The sequence below is a fragment of the Porphyromonas crevioricanis genome (assembly GCF_900476255.1).
In the GTDB taxonomy this organism is placed as follows: Bacteria; Bacteroidota; Bacteroidia; order Bacteroidales; family Porphyromonadaceae; genus Porphyromonas; species Porphyromonas crevioricanis.
In genome coordinates, this window is sequence record NZ_LS483447.1 from 591,330 (window position 1) to 610,307 (window position 18,978).

15 protein-coding genes and 1 tRNA gene are annotated in these 18,978 nt (G+C 47.2%); 3 read left to right on the top strand and 13 right to left on the bottom strand.

The features are described from left to right. Positions 1-12 precede the first annotated feature (12 nt). From DQN70_RS02755 to DQN70_RS02785, 7 genes are all read right to left on the bottom strand, one after another. Positions 13-2,286, bottom strand: a complete 2,274-nt coding sequence (locus DQN70_RS02755) for a penicillin-binding transpeptidase domain-containing protein (RefSeq protein ID WP_023936645.1) — start codon at positions 2,284-2,286, stop codon at positions 13-15. 2 nt (positions 2,287-2,288) lie between these two features. Next, on the bottom strand, positions 2,289-2,933 hold the full coding sequence (locus DQN70_RS02760) for an FtsL-like putative cell division protein (protein ID WP_023940728.1): 645 nt from the start codon (positions 2,931-2,933) through the stop codon (positions 2,289-2,291). A 6-nt stretch (positions 2,934-2,939) separates the two neighbouring features. Beyond that, positions 2,940-3,857, bottom strand: coding sequence for a 16S rRNA (cytosine(1402)-N(4))-methyltransferase RsmH (gene rsmH, locus DQN70_RS02765; protein WP_023936641.1), 918 nt, complete (start codon positions 3,855-3,857; stop codon positions 2,940-2,942). Positions 3,858-4,070: 213 nt separating this feature from the next. Further along, positions 4,071-4,144, bottom strand: a tRNA-Met gene (locus DQN70_RS02770). Between the two features lie 181 nt (positions 4,145-4,325). Continuing rightward, entirely contained in the window at positions 4,326-5,495 is a 1,170-nt protein-coding gene (locus DQN70_RS02775) for a cytochrome d ubiquinol oxidase subunit II (RefSeq protein WP_023940730.1), read from the bottom strand. A 33-nt stretch (positions 5,496-5,528) separates the two neighbouring features. Further along, positions 5,529-7,127: a cytochrome ubiquinol oxidase subunit I gene (locus tag DQN70_RS02780; protein ID WP_036888151.1), complete on the bottom strand. Its 1,599-nt coding sequence runs from the start codon at positions 7,125-7,127 to the stop codon at positions 5,529-5,531. A gap of 36 nt (positions 7,128-7,163) precedes the next feature. Then, positions 7,164-7,403 (bottom strand): DUF4492 domain-containing protein, encoded by a 240-nt coding sequence (locus DQN70_RS02785; protein ID WP_023940734.1) that lies wholly within the window; start codon positions 7,401-7,403, stop codon positions 7,164-7,166. 447 nt (positions 7,404-7,850) lie between these two features. Between DQN70_RS02785 and DQN70_RS02795 the strand changes: the two genes are divergently transcribed. The 3 genes from DQN70_RS02795 to metK all read left to right on the top strand — a co-directional run bounded on the left by DQN70_RS02795 (position 7,851) and on the right by metK (position 11,690). Beyond that, entirely contained in the window at positions 7,851-8,120 is a 270-nt protein-coding gene (locus DQN70_RS02795; protein WP_023936633.1) for a co-chaperone GroES, read from the top strand. Positions 8,121-8,257: 137 nt separating this feature from the next. Next, entirely contained in the window at positions 8,258-9,895 is a 1,638-nt protein-coding gene (gene groL, locus DQN70_RS02800) for a chaperonin GroEL (protein ID WP_023936631.1), read from the top strand. Between the two features lie 508 nt (positions 9,896-10,403). Then, complete coding sequence (metK, locus tag DQN70_RS02810; RefSeq protein ID WP_023940742.1) at positions 10,404-11,690, top strand: methionine adenosyltransferase; 1,287 nt, start codon at positions 10,404-10,406, stop codon at positions 11,688-11,690. A gap of 91 nt (positions 11,691-11,781) precedes the next feature. Here metK and kbl read toward each other — a convergent pair whose 3' ends face one another. The 6 genes from kbl to secDF all read right to left on the bottom strand — a co-directional run bounded on the left by kbl (position 11,782) and on the right by secDF (position 18,940). Then, positions 11,782-12,972 (bottom strand): glycine C-acetyltransferase, encoded by a 1,191-nt coding sequence (kbl, locus tag DQN70_RS02815; RefSeq protein ID WP_023940744.1) that lies wholly within the window; start codon positions 12,970-12,972, stop codon positions 11,782-11,784. Between the two features lie 61 nt (positions 12,973-13,033). After that, positions 13,034-13,498: a DUF5606 family protein gene (locus DQN70_RS02820; RefSeq protein WP_023936624.1), complete on the bottom strand. Its 465-nt coding sequence runs from the start codon at positions 13,496-13,498 to the stop codon at positions 13,034-13,036. Between the two features lie 44 nt (positions 13,499-13,542). Further along, the gene (gene coaE / locus DQN70_RS02825) at positions 13,543-14,139 is read right to left on the bottom strand and encodes a dephospho-CoA kinase (protein WP_023936622.1); all 597 of its coding nucleotides are present in this window, start codon (positions 14,137-14,139) and stop codon (positions 13,543-13,545) included. A 6-nt stretch (positions 14,140-14,145) separates the two neighbouring features. Further along, positions 14,146-15,156, bottom strand: a complete 1,011-nt coding sequence (locus DQN70_RS02830; protein WP_023936620.1) for a CdaR family protein — start codon at positions 15,154-15,156, stop codon at positions 14,146-14,148. 214 nt (positions 15,157-15,370) lie between these two features. Continuing rightward, positions 15,371-15,706 carry a preprotein translocase subunit YajC gene (gene yajC / locus DQN70_RS02835; protein ID WP_023936618.1) on the bottom strand — a complete coding sequence of 112 codons (336 nt, stop codon included), beginning with the start codon at positions 15,704-15,706 and terminating at the stop codon, positions 15,371-15,373. A 303-nt stretch (positions 15,707-16,009) separates the two neighbouring features. Then, complete coding sequence (secDF, locus tag DQN70_RS02840; protein ID WP_023940749.1) at positions 16,010-18,940, bottom strand: protein translocase subunit SecDF; 2,931 nt, start codon at positions 18,938-18,940, stop codon at positions 16,010-16,012. Positions 18,941-18,978 lie beyond the last annotated feature (38 nt).

Here is an 18,978-nt window from a genome sequence, read left to right on the forward strand (position 1 = left end):
CAGGGAGAGGTGTTATTCTTTTTTTGTTTTGTTTTTCTGTTCGGATTGGAGCTTTGACTCCTCTTTACTTCCTGACATTGTGGATCTATGAGTCAGGTACAAATGCACTTTTTGACCAATTGCAGCCCGGCTACCCGCAGGAATTGATTGCGAGAACACTGGGCCGAAGCCGTGAAGTACAGATCGGAAACCACATCCGGCTAAAGCATAAACGGCATCCGATGGAGACATCCCGACCAGATCGGGGACCACACCGCGGCTGTATGGCCTAGTCGAATGAAGTTCAATCTGCTTGCCGGATTGTTTCACCTGCACAAAGCGAGTCTTAGGTGGTTTTTTTGTCATTCGTTCAGATAGGCCGGCTGTTGACAAAGAGGCTAGCACGACGTCCCGCTTGCCTGATTGAATGTGGGGGATTTTCATCCCAGATGCAATATGCATCGAGTCTATTGGCAGACGGCTCTCTATAGACATGATTGTCTCGGCTACTCGTTTCATAACTCCTCCACAAGAGATACCGGCAGAGCGATATTCCGGCACATGAGGTTTGCGTACAACCACAATCATTGAATATTTAGGAGCTTCGTAGGGGAAAAAACCGGCAAAAGAGATTTGATAATTGCGTTCACTGTAACCCGAGCGAGCATTCCCCAGTACTGCTGTACCTGTTTTTCCACAGAGGGCAACCTTATCACTCAAAGCCCCTCGCTTTGCTGTGCCCGATGTCACGACTCCTCGTAAAATGTCTTTGATCTGCATAATTGCCTGCTCAGAAGCAATGGATTCGTGCAAAACAGTTGGGGAGTTCTCGATCAAAATCTCTCCATTGGGGGAGACCACTTTGTTCACAAAGTAGGGTTTCATGAATCGCCCTCCATTGGCTATAGCATTGTAGAAGGCTAGGGTAGATATAGGAGGGATTTGTGTCTCGTATCCGTGAGCCATCCAAGGTAGGGTCGTGGCACTCCAATAGGCTCCTTCTTCGGGGAAACGCACAATTGCATGTTTGGCAGCTCCTGGAATGTCCAAATCGAAGTTGTCGCAGAGACCCATTTTGCGAACACTCTGCACATAGGCTTTGGGACGATCCTTGAAATTTTTCTGTATCAGTTTGGCTATGCCCACATTACTTGATTGGTGCATTGCCTCAGCATAGGAGATGCGCCCCAATCCGGCACGTTTACCCACCGTCCAGTCCATGAGTCTTCTGTTACCCACTTGCCAAATTCCATTTCCCACATCCACAGTATCTTCCGGAGTACAAAGTCCTTGGTCTAAGGCAATCAGCATCGAAACTGTTTTGAACGTAGAGCCTGGTTCGGAAAGGTCAGACACAGCAAAATTCTGTGTCTCGGCGTAGGCTCCTGATTTCAACCTCCCCAGATTGGATATGGCGAGTATCTTCCCTGTCGCAACTTCCATCAAAACGGCTGTGCCGCTTTCCGCCTCTGCTAACTCCAGAGAGGAACGAAGCTCATGTTCTACGATAGCCTGTTTACGCATGTCTAATGTGCTGTGGACATTGGCTCCAGGCTTGGGCTCTCTGATAGTGTTGAGAGTTACACGACCTGCATTGTACAATCGTAGAACTTTCCCCAGTTCTCCCCGGAGCAAACTGTCGAATGCTAATTCCAGGCCCCCTTTTCCCCGTGTTAGTCCGCCTGTTACTTCGGCATAAACAGATCCTATGGTACGCCTACCCAAGGACCCGTAGGGGTTGATGCGTTTGGCTCGGTCTACCTTCACTATACTGTGTGTCAAAGCCCGATTCGAATGATTTTCCTTGTCACGAAAAGGAGGAGCTGCATACATCTCCTTGACGTCGAGGTAAGAAATATCTTTGTTTACGAGTAGGCAACTGCGACTCTTTTTCTTATATCCTTTGATCCACTGTGCTTTCAGGTAGCTGGCTTTGATCAGTTCTTCTGGGGTCGACAGTTTTTCGGAAAGGACAAGTGACAGTGAATCAAGCAGCAGCATAGCGGATTTGTGATCCAGTTGCTTGAAGGCTTCAGCCTGGAAATCCATATACAGCCGATAATGAGGAGCTGTGATGGCCAATTCTTCTCCATCGGCAGAATAGATCGTACCTCGATAGGGGTAGATATTCTCTTCTTGAGGACGGTGTAGAGATTCCCCAATATGTCTCCATTCCTCTCCGTCTTGATACATCGTAACCAAGACACGCCAGAGGACGACTAACACGGCAATAACCATCACCCCTCCCCAGAGGCGGTATCTGGCGGAAGAGTTCAATTCAGGGCGACTATTCAGCTTCCTTGCCATATCTATTTCTTCTTTTTCTCCTCGGGTTCAAGCTCTCGATACAGTACAATAGGAGGAGTCTGTGCGGGAGTCAAATTAAGCCCTTCCTGTTCTATCGCCTTAAGGATATATTGCTGGCGATCGGATTCACGTACAGCAGCTCGCTTAAAAAGAGCCATATTGTGAACATCCTTGAGACGCTTCTCCAAATCTCCTATTTCTTTTATCTGATTGATACTGTGGTAGCGGTTCGCTACGCCGATGAGAGCGAAGAGAATGATTTCAAGCAGTAAAAAACTCGGTCTTCTGATTTGTTCTGGGTTCAACCCTCCAGCACTTAACAACCGCCAAAAGGAGATCCTATCTTTTTTGAGAGGAGTGTCACCTTTTTCATTCTGTATTGGTGTATCTTTTTTTTCTTCAGAGGAAGAAAGATCCCTTTCTCTTTCTTGAGTAGAGGCAGAGGAGATCTCTATAGCCTGAGATCCTTCTCCGGAGGTAGTCTCTGACTCTTCCCGTGAGAGGCTAATCTCGGTCTCATCTTCTTGGCAAGACCAATAAGCATCTATGTCGGAAGGATCACTATCCCCCCGCTCCTTGAGAGAACGAAGTAGCTCCACAGCATCCCTTTCTGTCCCCTGTACTATGTCCTTGTCTTGATCTTGCATGCCGTATTATCTCTTTGCTGCTACCCTCAACCCGGCCGACCGAGATCGTGGATTGCTCTCCTGTTCTGCCATTCCGGGTACGATAGGTTTGCGAGTGATTGGTTCCCAGATAGCATTGGTATGTCCGTATATCATCTCGGAGAGTTTGTCCGTTTGGTTGCTGGAGCGGAAAAAGTTTTTCACAATCCTATCCTCCAATGAATGATAGGTGATGACAGCAAGCCTACCTCCAGGTTTCAAAACCCGTACCGCAGCCCGGAGCATTTCTTCCAGTGCTGACAGCTCATCATTTACCTCTATCCGCAGAGCTTGAAAGATGCAAGCCCATTGCTTTTTTTCTTTGCGCGGATCAATCTCTTGCTCTATAACGTGCTTCAGACTTGCTATGGAACCGAAAGTCTCTCCCGATTGTCGAGCTGTGACAATCCGTCGGGCTATTTGCCGAGCATTACGCAATTCCCCATATCGGTAGAATATATTGGCCAAGTGTTCTTCGTCATAAGACTGCAAGAGAGTTGAGGCAGACATCCCGGATCGGCTGTTCATACGCATATCTGGCGTAGACTCCTCTGTGCGAAAGCTGAACCCTCGCTCGGCCGTGTCAAATTGGTGGGAGGATACTCCCAAGTCGGCCAAAATTCCATCTATCTGTCCTACTAACCCATAGTAATCAACAAAATGATAGAGATAGCGAAAATTAGAAGCTACAAATGTAAACCGAGGGTCTTCACTTGCATTGGCACGAGCATCCGGATCTTGGTCGAACCCCAATACTCGGCCTGCATTCGATAGACGAGAGAGAATCCCCTTGGAGTGTCCTCCTCCTCCATAAGTGACATCCACATAAATGCCTTCTGGATTGAGCACAAGCGCATCCAGGCTCTCTCTAAGAAGCACCGGACTATGATAGTCTGTATCGTACATCTGCCAAACTTATAAATCCGAGGATGAACTCGGCTGTAAAGGTAGCCATTTTGTCACAGCCCTCATTACTGTTTATCAGATTTTATTTTCAAATAGAAATCTCATTTCGTTCAGAAGTGCGAACTGAAAACAAGATGGGATGAGTCGCTCTCTTAATTAAGAACAAAACCACCCCGAAACCCAATGTCCGAGATGGTTTTACTTTCTTCTTCGTAGCGAGACCCGGGATTGAACCGGGGACCTCATGATTATGAATCATGCGCTCTAACCAGCTGAGCTATCTCGCCGTACCTCTAACTGCGCTGCAAAGATAGTAGCTTTTTGCAATTGAGCAATATTTTGTGCCAAACTTGGACATCGCACATTCTGCTTATCAAAGAACGAAAGACCATAGTGACAAAGGATGTTGCCACAGTCTTTCGTTCTTTATTCCACAGTTTTGTATGTAACCAGCGGTATTAGGGATTCTCAGTAGATATGCCCACCTTGCGTCATCTCATCCCGGTCTATCTTGTGCAGGTCTATCGCTCTCCATGTGTATACGATGTAGGCCAGAACAAAAGGTATCAGAATAGAAACGTAGCTCATTACCTTGAGTGTGAATGGGCTGGAAGAGCTGTTCGCTATGGTTAGAGAACTTTGCATATTAAACAGAGAGGGGTAGTAGGCTGTATTATTCCATCCTGCTATCAGTAACAGGGCCAAGATGGTCAGAACGACTCCCACACCTTCAAACCAGATCCCTTTCTTGTAGGCTTTTCGTAGGAGTGTTGCAAAAATGCCGAAAAGGACAAGTAAAACTCCAGTCAAAAAGAGTATGAATACCGGCCAGAGGGTAATTAGGTTGTTCCTATATTTATTTACTTCTGGTGAGATCAAGCCACTTGCATCATAAGTGTAACCCGGAGCAGTGAGTAGGTATCCCACATAGGCAAGGAAGAGGATCAGGAAAGCCCCGGCATTGAACCACAATCTGCGTTTGGCTGCATGGAAAAGGTCGTTATCATCAATGTTGTTGATGAAGTAGAGCAAAGCCGATACTCGGCTCAGGAAAAAGACTGTAAGGCCGAGAACTAAATTCCATGGGTTAAGGATAGCCTCCAAACCGTGCAATTGGACCCCATGGTATGGTTGCCATTGAGAGATGGTAGGCCCGGCAGCTCCAAGAGAGAAAATATTGCTCTTTTCTACCAGAAAGTTCCCTCCGGTGAAAAGAGTTGAGACAGCTGCTCCCAACAAAATAGGGGCTAATACCCCATTGATAAAGAGGAATATTTGGTAAGTACGGCTACCCCATACATTGCCATGTTTGTGTTGGTATTCATATGATACGGCTTGCAAGACAAAGCAAAGAAGAATGAGCATCCAGACCCAATAGGCCCCACCAAAGCTGGTCGAGTAGAAAAGAGGAAAAGAGGCAAAAAATGCGCCACCAAAAGTAACCAGTGTAGTGAATGTAAACTCCCATTTGCGTCCTGTTGAGTTTACCATCATCCGTTGAGTGATTTTGTCCTTTCCCAAGCTGAAAAGGAAAGACTGTCCACCCTGTACGAAAAGGAGGAATACCAGAAGGGCACCGAGCAGAGAGATCAGGAACCACCAGTAGTGTTGCAGTAGAGAATACGTATTTGCGTCCATAATTATTTTCGTTTTGAGAGCTAAAACAGCTTGTTATTCTTTCTCGGGAGAGCGATCCGACTCATCTACTCCTTGTTTGATTGCTTTGAACATGATGTTCAGCTCAGCAACCAATAGAGTAGAGAAGAGTACTAAGAATACAAAGAAAGTGAGCATCACGGACGATCCGTCCAGCTTTGAAATGGCGGCTCGTAGAGGCATTAAGTTCTGAATAGCCCAAGGCTGACGCCCTACTTCTGCTACAATCCACCCGCATTGGCTGGCTATGTAAGCCAATGGAACCGAACAAATGAATGCGATATGCATCCAGCGTGATTTTTGCAGACGTGCAGATTTTCGACTCAGGAATATGGCAGTGATGAAGAGAATGATGAAGAGGGTTCCTAACCCTACCATTACACGGAAAGAGTAATAAGTGAGTGGAACATTGGGCACCAACTCTTCTTTGTTATTCAGATATCCATAACCGAAGTATTCAAAGTTTTTGTCAAGCTCTTCTCGATAAGTGGCTGCAGCTGTTTCGTCGCCTCTCTGTTTGGCATCCCTAAACATAGCCAGAGACTGTATTGCTTCTTTCCCTTTGGCTATCATGCTGTCAGCAGGAAGAGCTACAGAGCCGTCTCGCTTGGTGTATCCTCCATTGAGGATATTATTGATACCCGGTACATAGCCATTGGACGAACGAGTACCCATGAGAGAAAGCATACGTGGTACTTCTATATTGAAGAGGAAAGGGGGCTCTTCATCCTGCGGAGCCTCTTTCTTGGGATTGAGTAGACCAAAGGCACTCAGGGCTACTCCCTCTCCATTTTGGCAATTCCCCTCTGCATCGCTTGCTCCAGTATCGTAGAGAGCCTCCATGGCCGCCAATTTCATTGGCTGTTTATCTGCTACCTGAAAAGCAGATTCGTCTCCGGTATAAGCTGTGAGCAAAGCTGCTATAAGTCCGAAAGGGGCGATCATCTTGATATTGGCAACAGCAAAACGCTCGTGATGCTTGCGAAGCAAGAACCAACCGCAAACCCCCATGGCAAATATCGAGCCTAAGAGCCAGCAGGAAGTGATCGTGTGGAAAAACTTGTTGATTGCCACCGGAGACAAGGCCACAGCCCAGAAGTCATTCATTTCCGAGCGCACTGTGTCAGGGTTAAACTCCATACCCACGGGGTGTTGCATCCAAGCATTGGCTACCAGAATCCACACAGCCGAGATAGAAGCTCCTATGATAGTAAGCCAGGTTGAGGTTAGGTGAAAACCTTTGCTTACTTTGCCCCAGCCGAAAAACATCACGGCAATGAATGTCGCTTCCATGAAAAAGGCCAATATTCCTTCGATTGCCAGAGGAGCCCCGAAGATATCTCCCACAAACCAGCTGTAGTTAGACCAGTTTGTTCCAAATTCGAACTCCAAGATCAGGCCCGTAGCTACACCAATCGCAAAGTTGATCCCGAATAGTTTTTGCCAAAATTTGGCTGCTCTTTTCCAAGACTCCTCTCCGGAGCGGTAGTACTTGGTCTCTGCCATTGCCATGATGATTCCTAACCCCAGAGTGAGAGGTACGAACAGCCAATGATACATGGCTGTCATGGCAAATTGTGCCCTGGACCAGTAGAGTAATGAATCTAAATCCATAATTAGTTTCGTTGTTTATAATGATACTTTTTTAGATCAATCGGCTGCGCTTCTATCGATCAATTCTTGTTGCACATATCTGGCTCGGTCGTCTTTGTCACCTTTCCCTTTGAGGTAATTAGGAAAAAAGAACAGTTTGAGGATGGCAAACATGATAAAGAGCTTAATCAGGATGATCAGCCACAGTGTCTTGCCAAGGGTCATGGAGCGAAATCCATTGACGTAAAAGCGGAATACGCGTACCAAAAAGTTTGCCTTCGTTGCTTCGGCAGTCATTTTTATGAATTAAAGTGGTGAGTTATGGTATCGATTTGTCGCAAAGATAAAAGTTCGATACTAATCCACAAGCAATTGGCATCCGAAAAGGGTAGTTTGATGGCAAATTGTTAATCGTCATGAAGTGCTGTTTCTATGCGGAAGGAGAGGCGGTTTTCCGCCTCTCCCGTCTATAACCCATTCTGCGAAGTGTCGGTTCAGTTTTTCCTCTTGCAAATATCAATAGAAAACGGCGAATGCTCTGTTGTACAATGCTTTCTATACAATGAAGATTTGACAGCCTTATTTGACAACTTGTCTCCATTCCCTCTGTTCATAGGCATTGGCACACTAATTGTCTTGCCCCAATAACGAGGAGCACGACGAATGGTAAATCCGATAGAGGTTGTCTGTTTGCAGTGCCACTTTTTAGGAGTATAGTAACTAATCAATAAAAACAACAAAACAATGAACATCAAACCATTGGCAGACCGGGTACTTGTACGTCCCGCACAGGCAGAAGAAAAGACAGTAGGGGGTATTATCATTCCCGATTCAGCTAAAGAAAAGCCTCTGAAAGGTGAAATTATGGCAGTAGGCAATGGTACCAAAGATGAAGACATGGTACTCAAAGCAGGTGATATGGTCCTCTATGGTAAATATGCCGGTACGGAGATTGAAGTAGGAGGAGAAAAGCTCCTGATCATGAAACAGAGTGATGTATTGGCAACAATATAAATAATGAGCAAAACAGGGCAATCTGGACAAGAGGTGCATCCAAAGTTACCTTCAAAACACAAGAATACCCTGTGGTGTGGGGGAAAGCAATAATCCCCCTCTAAAAGCAAGAAGAACAAAATAAAAATCAAAATACAATGGCTAAGGAAATCAAATTCGACATGGAAGCACGTCAACTCCTCAAGAAGGGGGTGGACGAATTGGCAAATGCAGTGAAGGTAACACTCGGCCCTAAAGGTCGCAACGTGATTATCGCCAAGAGTTATGGAGCCCCTCATATCACCAAAGACGGTGTATCTGTAGCCAAGGAAATAGAGCTTGAATGTCCCTATGAAAACATGGGTGCTCAACTGTTGCGCGAAGTAGCCTCCAAGACCAATGATGATGCCGGAGACGGTACGACAACAGCTACCATTTTGGCACAAAGTATCGTGAATGTCGGGCTAAAAAACGTGACTGCTGGAGCTAACCCCATGGACCTCAAGCGTGGTATCGACAAAGCTGTGGCAGCCGTAGTAGCAGATATTAAGGGACAGGCACAAGCCATTGGCGATGACTTCGAAAAGATTGAAAACGTGGCTAAAATCTCCGCCAATGGAGATGAAACAATTGGCAAACTGATTGCCGAAGCCATGCGCAAGGTGAAGAAAGAAGGTGTGATCACTGTAGAAGAAGCCAAGGGAATGGACACCACAGTAGATGTGGTGGAGGGGATGCAGTTCGACCGTGGATATATCTCTCCCTATTTCGTAACTAACGCAGATAAGATGTTGGTGGAGATGGAAAACCCTTATATCCTCATCTTCGACAAGAAGATCTCTGTATTGAAAGATATGCTGGGCATCTTGGAGAAAGTTGTACAGACAGGTCGTCCCTTACTTATCGTGGCCGAGGACATCGAGAGTGAAGCTCTGGCAACTCTGGTTGTAAACCGTCTGCGTGGTAGCCTGAAGATTTGTGCGGTAAAGGCTCCGGGCTTTGGCGATAGGCGCAAGGCCATGCTTGAAGACATTGCTACTCTGACCGGTGGTACAGTGATAAGTGAGGAGACTGGCTTGAAACTGGAGAATGCAAGTCTTGAAATGCTTGGAACTGCAGAGAAGGTAACCGTAGACAAAGACAACACTACGATCGTGAATGGTGCCGGCGAAAAGGATAAAATCGAAGCCCGGATCGCCCAGATCAAGTCTCAGATCGAAAATACAACCAGCGACTATGATCGTGAAAAGCTCCAGGAACGTTTGGCTAAGCTCTCTGGAGGTGTGGCTGTCCTTTATGTAGGAGCTGCCAGCGAAGTAGAAATGAAAGAGAAGAAAGATCGTGTAGACGATGCCCTCTCCGCTACTCGCGCTGCTGTGGAGGAAGGTACAGTGCCTGGTGGCGGTACAGCTTATATCCGTGCTATCAAGGCTCTGGAAAAGCTCAAAGGAGCCAATGCCGATGAAAACACCGGTATTGCTATCATTCGCAGAGCTATCGAAGAACCTCTTCGTCAGATCGTTGCCAATGCAGGACAGGAAGGAGCCGTAGTGGTACAAGCTGTGAAGGAAGGCAAGGCCGATTTTGGCTACAATGCCCGTACCGAAGCTTTTGAAAATCTATATAAGAGTGGAGTAATAGACCCGGCCAAGGTCGCTCGTGTGGCTTTGGAAAATGCTGCTTCTATCGCAGGGATGTTCCTGACTACCGAATGCGTGATTGTGGAGAAGAAGGAAGAAAATCCTGCGCCTGCCATGCCGGCAGGAGGGATGGGAGGGATGGGTGGAATGATGTAATTCCCTTATCTCTCGAGTAAAAATCGACTGTCGGACAACTGCTCCGGCAGTCGATTTTTTTTTGTGCCGGACAATGGGTCGGCAGTCATGTCTTGTTGAGATGAGACAAAAGACAAAGCAGAGACGAAATGTCCACCGACAATGGGTCTGCAGCCAGTCTTGCTGGGACTGTTGAGAATAGTCTTTGCCTGAGCCAATTATTTGCTTTAGCTTTGCCGGCAAATTAGGACACGTGGAAGGATTTGTGACGATTGCAACCACGCAAAAAAAATGCTAAATCTTTGTCATTCCCTCAACGCAAGTTTTTGACAAAGCAAGCACGCCGCTATTCGAGTTCGGCTGTTCGTTGCGTATTCGTTCTTCCCATTTTTCCTTCCTGTGTTTCTATTGCAGGGCAAAATCTTTTGTGATTTTGTCCCCTGCTCTTGTTGTGAGTAATCCGATAGAGCAGGAGAAGTGTTTTTTATTCGAATGACAGAAAGACGAACATAAAAAAACGAACCAAACTATGTCTTATTTATTTACATCCGAATCTGTATCCGAAGGGCATCCTGATAAGGTGGCCGACCAAATATCGGATGCTATCGTAGATCAGTTTATGGGGCTGGATCCATCTTCTAAGGTGGCTATAGAAACCCTTGTAACGACCGGGCAAGTTGTGCTGGCCGGAGAAGTCAAAAGCGAGTCTTATGTAGATGTGGCACTGACAGCCCGTCGTGTCATCGAGCGTATAGGCTATACACGTAGCGAGTACCGTTTTGAGGCCAACAGCTGCGGAATCCTCAGTTCTATACATGAGCAAAGCTGCGACATCAACCGAGGAGTAGAGCGAGCCGACCCCATGCAGCAGGGAGCCGGAGACCAAGGGATGATGTTCGGCTATGCGACCAAGGAGACTGACAACTATATGCCTCTGCCTTTGGATCTTTCTCATGCCTTGCTGTTCGAGCTGGCTAAGATACGCAGAGAAGTCTCCTCTCCCATGCCTTACCTTCGACCCGATGCCAAGAGTCAGGTGACAGTGGAATATACGGATGACGGTAATCCGGCACGTATCGATACGATTGTGATCAGCACACAGCACGACGAGTTTATAGATCCTTCCGAACCGGATGCTGATGCCCGGATGCAGCGACGCATCTACGACGATGTAAGAGATATTCTCATCCCCAGGGTGCGACAAGCCTACTATAGCCGAAGTCAGGTAGCCGGTCTTTTCGATGCCAATTTCAAGCTATATGTCAATCCAACCGGTAAATTCGTGATCGGAGGCCCTCATGGTGACACAGGGGTTACCGGTCGCAAAATCATTGTGGATACCTATGGAGGCAAGGCTTCGCATGGAGGAGGGGCTTTCTCCGGAAAAGACCCTTCCAAAGTAGACCGCTCTGCAGCCTATGCTGCACGACATATCGCCAAAAACATGGTCGCTGCAGGTGTTGCCGATGAAATGCTGGTACAGGTGAGCTATGCCATAGGCATCGCAGAGCCGATCAGTATATATGTACGCACTTTCGGCAAGAGTCGTGTACCGTACAGTGATGGAGAAATAGCCAAGAAAGTGGGTGAATTGTTCGACATGCGTCCCTATGCCATTGAGCAGCGTCTGAAGTTGCGTAATCCTATCTACGAAGAGACGGCCGCCTACGGGCACTTCGGCCGAGACTGTCGCAAAGTGACTAAGACCTTCGAGAGCTATCACCGGCCACCTCAAACGATGGAGGTCGAGCTCTTTACGTGGGAGAAACTCGACTATGTAGAGCGTATCAAAGAAGCCTTTGGCTTGAATGGGTAATCTTTAGACTTATTCCAATAAAAAGGCGTGTTATCGACTGATAACACGCCTTTTTATTGTTCTGTTTACGCCAGAATAGGAGGAAGCAATATTACTTGATCACGCCAAGTTCTTTGCCCACCTTGATGAAAGCCTCGATAGCCTTATCCAAGTGCTCACGCTTGTGTCCGGCAGAGAGCTGTACACGAATGCGTGCCTCGCCTTTCGGCACTACGGGGTAGTAGAACCCTGTTACGTATATACCCTCTTCTAACATTCGGGCAGCATATTTCTGAGACAGAGGAGCATCGTAGAGCATTACTGCGCAAATAGCACTCTGCGTTGGTTTGATATCGAAGCCGGCAGCGAGCATTTTGTCGCGGAAATACTTGACATTTTCCATCAATTTGTCGTGCAATTCGTCTGTTTCTTCGAGCATCTTGAAGACCTCAAGACCGGCTCCTACCACAGCAGGTGGGATAGAGTTGCTAAAGAGATAGGGGCGAGAACGCTGACGCAGCATATCTATGATTTCCTTGGGTCCGGTGGTGAATCCTCCGATAGCTCCACCGAAGGCCTTGCCCAGCGTACCAGTATGGATATCAATACGTCCATAGCAATCAAACTGTTCGGCTACTCCTCTACCCGTTTTGCCTACGACTCCGGCGGAATGGCATTCATCTACCATCACCAATGCATCGTATTTCTCTGCCAGATCGCAAATCTTATCCATAGGAGCCACATTGCCATCCATAGAGAAGACCCCGTCGGTCACGATGATGCGGTGACGCTGCCCTTGGGCCTCTTGCAGGCATTTCTCCAGCTCCTGCATGTTGCCATTGGCATAGCGATACCTCTTGGCTTTGCAGAGACGTACGCCATCGATGATAGAAGCGTGGTTCAGAGCATCGCTGATGATTGCATCTTCCTCGGTAAAGAGAGGTTCGAAAACACCTCCATTGGCATCGAAACAGGCAGCATAGAGGATCGTGTCTTCCGTATGGAAGTACTTGGCAATAGCTTGCTCCAGCTGTTTGTGAATGTCTTGTGTACCGCAGATGAAACGTACGGAGCTCATACCGTAGCCATGGCTATCCATCATATCCTTGGCAGCCTTGATCAGTCGTGGATGATCGGACAAGCCCAAGTAGTTATTGGCACAGAAGTTTAGTACTTCCTGACCTTGGTTGACCTTGATGTCAGCCTTCTGTGGCGTAATGATGATACGCTCTTCCTTGTACAGACCGGCTTCTTTGATTTTCTGAAGCTCACCGGTCAGGTACGTTTTCATTCCCTTAAACATTACGATAGTTATTTGTTAGGTTTGATCGGTAAATCCTTGTTTCCTGAGGGTTGTAGAGATGTCAGGCCTTCTCTGCTACTTCTTTTTCGTTCTGATCGGTGGCAGTTGCAGAAGCTTGCTCTTCGCTGTTCTCGTCTTCGGCAAATTTGGTAAAGCCATCGGCAATGAGCATGTTGTACCACTTCATGATTTTCTTGATGTCTGTGGGGTACACACGCTCGCGGTCGTAGCTGGGCAGTACTCTCTCGAAGAAAGTGTACAATTCCTCCGGTTTAGATTGGATATCTTTTTCCTCTACGGCTTTCAATCCCATCAGTTTGGCCAGATCTTCCAACACTTCGGGCAGAGGCTTGTCGCCCTCTTCTGTGTAGATGGAAATATCGGCCAGCGAAATTATTCGATCCGATGCATAAGAAGCAGAGCGTCGGCCATCGAGCAGAGACTCCACGATGATGCTATTTTTACCTTGAGAGAGTAGTCTGAAAAGTCCGGGCTTACCGGAAATAGATAAAATCTTCTTGAGCATTTTGCTTTACTATTGGGTTACAACAACTCTTGCAAAAGTAAGGATTATAGCCCGATTGTTCTCCATATTTCGTCCAGCTGAGGAAGGAGCAAATCTCCGGGATTATTTCGGATGATATAATCGGCTTTTCTCTCGATAATCTCTTGCGACAACTGGCGATTCATGCGCTCCAATATCTGCTCCCGGCAAGCCCTATCTCTTTTCATAGCTCGGGCAATGCGTACTTCTCTGTCAGCAGTTACTGCTATAACCTTGTTGGTCAGATTGTCAAATCCGGAACTGAAGAGCAGGGCCGATTCGATTGCTACAACCCGGTGTCCGGCATGCTTCCAATCCGAAAGACAGGAGAGTAGATGTCGCCGGACAGCTGGATGTACAATTGCATTCAACTCTTCTGTTCGTTTTTCGGAGGAAAAAGCCAGTTCGGCAAGCCTCCGACGATCCAATCTCCCTTGTAAAGCTGAAGGATAGAGGCTATCGCCAAAATGTGCAACCAAGGCTTGTTTGAGCTCAGGGTCTGTGTCATTCAGTTCTTTGGCTTGGGTGTCGGTGTCATAGACCGGTACAGACCGGCACAGCAGAATGCGGCTCAACAGAGACTTGCCACTACCTATCCCCCCCGTGATGCCCAAAACAATCATTCGCTTTTACTTTTTTTTGAGGATAAATTCTACCTTGGACGGGTGGCAGCGGTAGCTTACGATCCAGTCAGGGGCATTCCGAAGTTCTACCGGCAGTTGGGTATCTGAAATTTTTGCTCCTCCCTTGGGATAAACGATAGCCAATTCAAGCTGCTCAGGATCCAATTGGTTGTAACGTGCTTGTGGGATGGTGAGTGTGACCTTGGCTGTCCCCGGCAGAGGAATGAGTGTATAGCCCGAAGGAATGTTGTGGGCTTGTATGGGAAGGTCGTAGCTGCGCTCGGTGAGTGCTTCGATATCAAAAGTGATATGCACCATTTGAGGGTTCTTGTCGTATTCGACACCTCCTCCCGGCTCTTTGAGTGGTACATCCAATTCTGTGAGAGATGTGTATTGACTCAAGTCGACACTGTCGGTTAGGACCTCTTTTATATGTCTGAGCTTTTGATCACTGCCATAGATATGTACAGCCGAAGGGGTAATGATTGTTGCTCCCAGACGATGCCCCTGTGTGAGAGCCGGTTTGAAGCCCAGTTTTACGGGAACTAATTTGTCTCGGAGAGTGAAGAGTGGTAGAGAGATCTCTGATGGGGTGGCCGATATGATGCGAGTGCCGGGCGATAGCTGTCTTTGCAGTTCTTCGACAAGAGCTTTCTTGCCCAGCTCCAAACGAAGATGCTGCCTGTTTTGTGCACTTAGCTTGACTCGAATGGGGGCAAACTTTTTTAGGCTATACTTCAGAAGTTCAACTCCCTTGTCTTCTATTTCAAAAACGACTTCTTCCGGAGCCGTATCCGCATGTCGCACATTGGCGGGCAGCTCGTCATAGACAACCGGCAGAGTGACGCGCATACGATAGTCGAGCCGCAAACTCATCAGCAGCCAGAAAACGAAGGAGAGGAGTACGAAAAACAGGAAAGTGAGGATACGTTTGCTTCGTGCCTCTTTTACCTCATTTCCGTTGGAGCGATTCTTTCGCTTGTTCTTCGGATTGACGTTTTGCAACTTCAGTTTCATCGTTTTACCATGGAGCGAATGTGTGAAGTGGAGGGATTCACGCTCATAGACCGGAGAAGCCAGATGCCCGCCCCACTCGCATCTAGAGGCAGCAGCAACTCCAAGCTCGAAGGGAGCTTACCGCGACAGCAGCTCCGTCATCCGGATAAGAAAAAGCCGGCAGAGCGATGGCTTATGCCCTTCCTCAGCCGGCTTATATAGCTAAGATTGATGTTTATTTTTTCTCCGTATCAGCTGCAACATCACCGGCATTGGCATAGACAGAAGACTTATCCACTAGTATGCGTACTCCATCGGAAATTTCCAGCAAAAACTCTTTTTCTCTCACTTCTCGGATGCGACCATGTATGCCTCCGGCTGTGATCACTTTGTCGCCACTCTTCATTGCCGAACGTGATTTTTGCAACTCTTTTTGCCGCTTCTGTTGTGGACGAATCATAAAGAAGTAGAACACCACTACGATAAGTAGCAACATCAGGAGCATTGTCCAGTTGCTACCTCCGTTTTGAGTAGCAGGAGATGCTGCTTGCAAAAGAGGAAATAGGTTCATTGTATTAACGCTTTATAGATTGAATATTTACAAAGCAAAGATAAGCATTCGGAGTCAAGGCACAACCTCCCTCAGGTTGCTCTTGGATAATGAGACTGAGCTTTGCGATTAGTACATTCTGAAAAGTCAATAAAAAAGCGAGTTTTGACTGCCATTTCGTAGCCTATGTGAAGAGTTCCGGTCTGTTCGGCTAAAAACTACGAAAAAGATAAGACCGAAGACAAAAACTGTCTTCGGTCTTATCTTTTTGCATCACATCCTTCCTACTTTCTGGCAGGGAGGATAGCAGCCGAACTAAAGGTCTTATTTTTTCTTCTTGCTGTCGAATTTGTTCTTTGTAATGTAGGCGATAGGTGCAGCAACAAACAATGTCGAGTAGGTACCTATCACAATACCTAACAGAATAGCAAAGGTGAAACTACGCATCGTAGCTCCGCCGAGGATGAATATCACCAACATCACCACAAAGGTTGTGAGTGAGGTGTTGAGTGTACGAGACAAAGTTGAATTCATCGCATCGTTCATCAGCTGGTACCAATCGCGAGACGGATAGAGCTGATGTACCTCACGGATACGGTCGAATACAACCACGGTATCGTTGATAGAATAGCCAATGATTGCCAACAAGGCTGCAATAAGGTTGGTATCCAACTCCATCGTGAAAGGCATCACACGCCACAGCAGCACGTAGAGAGCAATGATCGATAGGGTCGTTGCCGTTACGGATACGAATACACCTATGGAGAATGCGATGTTGCGGAAGCGGATCAAAATATATGTAGCCATGAAGATCAAGGCCAATAGCACTGCTACAAGAGCCTCCTGCTTGATGTCATTGGACATAGAGGGGCTCACCTTTTGTTGGCTAATGATCTGCTCTTGGAACTTCTCTGCGGAGATTTGGTTATCCGCATACAAAGACTTAAGGCTATTGTAGAGCTTCTGTTGTATCTGTGTATCGACAGCTTCGCCCTCTTCATCGATCTTATAGTTGGTGGCAATACGTACTTGATCTCCATCTGTACCAATAGAGGTTACTGATACCTTTCCTTCAAACTCTTTATCCAAGGCTACACGAGCGGTTTCGGTAGACACTTTTTGGTCGAACTGCACCACGAAGTTACGTCCTCCGGAGAAGTCGATACCACGGTTCAGATCAATGGTGAAGACTCCTACCAAACCCAGAATAATGATAACAGCTGGGATTGTCAGACCAATTTTTCGCTTACCCAAAATGTTGAATTTGGGCTCTACGAGCAGGTTGCGAGTAAGGGCTGTGGTAAAGGTCACCTTGTCCATCTTGCCCTTCTTGGCTAGGGCTTCAAATACGATACGAGTGAGGAATACGGCAGTGATGAAAGAGGCCACCAAGCCGATAATCAGAGTCGTGGCAAAACCTTTGATTGGGCCGGTACCGAAGAAGAAGAGGACAATCCCAGTGATGATGGTTGTAAGGTTGGAGTCGAAAATAGCACTGAAAGCATTGCCGTAACCGTCTTTAATGGCACGTATCATAGACTTGCCGCTGCGCAATTCTTCCTTGATACGCTCGAAGATCAACACGTTGGCGTCCACTGCCATACCGAGAGTCAACACCAAACCGGCAATACCGGAGAGGGTCAGCACTGCCTGGAATGAAGCTAAAGCACCAAGGGTGAAGAAGCTGTTGACAATGAGAGCCCCGTCGGCGATCAAGCCCGGTATAAACCCGTAGGCCAGACACATATAGATCATCAGCAAGATGATGGCAATAATAAAGGAGATCACACCAGCCTGAATAGCTTCGTGGCCGAGCGTAGGCCCGATTACATTCTCTTGCTCGATCATTACGGTAGTTTCCATCTTACCGGAGTTCAACACATTGGCCAAGTCTCCGGCTTCTTCTATCGTAAAACGACCGCTGATTTCGCTTTGTCCGTTCGGAATTTCCACTTTGATGTTAGGAGCCGAATAAACAACGCCATCCAATACGATAGCAACAGCTCTGTTGATATTATCTTTTGTGATACGGGCCCATTTGCGAGAACCTTCTTCGTTCATACGCATGGATACCACAGGCTCGGACTTGCCGAACTCACTGCGGATATCGCTCTTGGCCGAGGTCACTACCGAGCCAGAAAGGTCAGGATCTCCACTACGACTCCAGCGAATAGCGTACAGCTCATAGAGGTCGGATTCTTTGCCTTTTTGCCCACTCATAGCTTTGGCAGACCACATAAGTTTGAGGTCGTCACGCAGCAATCTCATCTGTTGAGCACGCTCTATGATAGAGTCTACACGTGCCATGTCGCGTCTGTGAGCAACCCCCACTACAGCTCCGTATCCTCCGGGTTGAAGCAAGTCAAAGAGTTTCTTGCCTGTGGGTTGTTGTTCCTTGGTAGCAGTCGTTGCCTGCTCCACTTTAGAGCTATCGGCTTCTTGCATGTTCGCCCCAGCCTCAGTATCGGTTGTGTCCGCTACGATAGTTTCCTTCATTTGAGGTATCTGTGCAGAAAGATCAACTCGATCATTGGCGGCAATGAGGTCTTCTTTGATTTCCTCGAAAGTATAAGTACGCCAGAACTGCAAGTTGGCAGATCTTTGGAGCAGGTCGCGCACACGGGCAGGATCCTTTACACCCGGCAATTCCACCAAGATACGTCCCTGACCTTCCAATCTTTGCAAGTTGGGAGAAGCTACACCAAATCCGTCAATACGGGCACGGATAACATTGTACGATGCATCCACTGCACTTCGGTACTTCTCTTTGACCATATTACGAACCTCCTCGTCAGTGGTGTTGGCTGTGATTTGATCTCGCAGATCTCCTTGTGCAAAGAGAGCTGTTAGGCGGGCATTGGGGTCTTGCTCTTTGTACCGGTCGCAGAAGAGGTCGATGAAGTTTTTCTGGTCGTTGCTGCTTACGGCATAATCCATCGCTTTGAGGAAGTTCGGGTCCTGACTTTTGTTGGCCAAGTTGCGCAACAAATCAGCAGCGTTCAGTTTGAGTACCACGCTCATCCCTCCTCTAAGATCCAGGCCTAGGCCGATCTGCTGTTTCTGAGCTTCTTTCAGGGTGTATCCCATCCACACTTTCTCTCCGGCCATCGAGTCGAGATACGCCTGTCCATTCACCTCTCCCATTTTTTCGGCCTTATTTTCATAGTGCCGGGTGACAAAAGAGAAAGAGAGATAAAAAGCGCAAATCAAAGCCAGAAGTGCTGTGATTACAATCACAAATCCTTTGTTCTGCATTTTTAGTATGTATTTATTGTCGTTACTTCTACGGCATA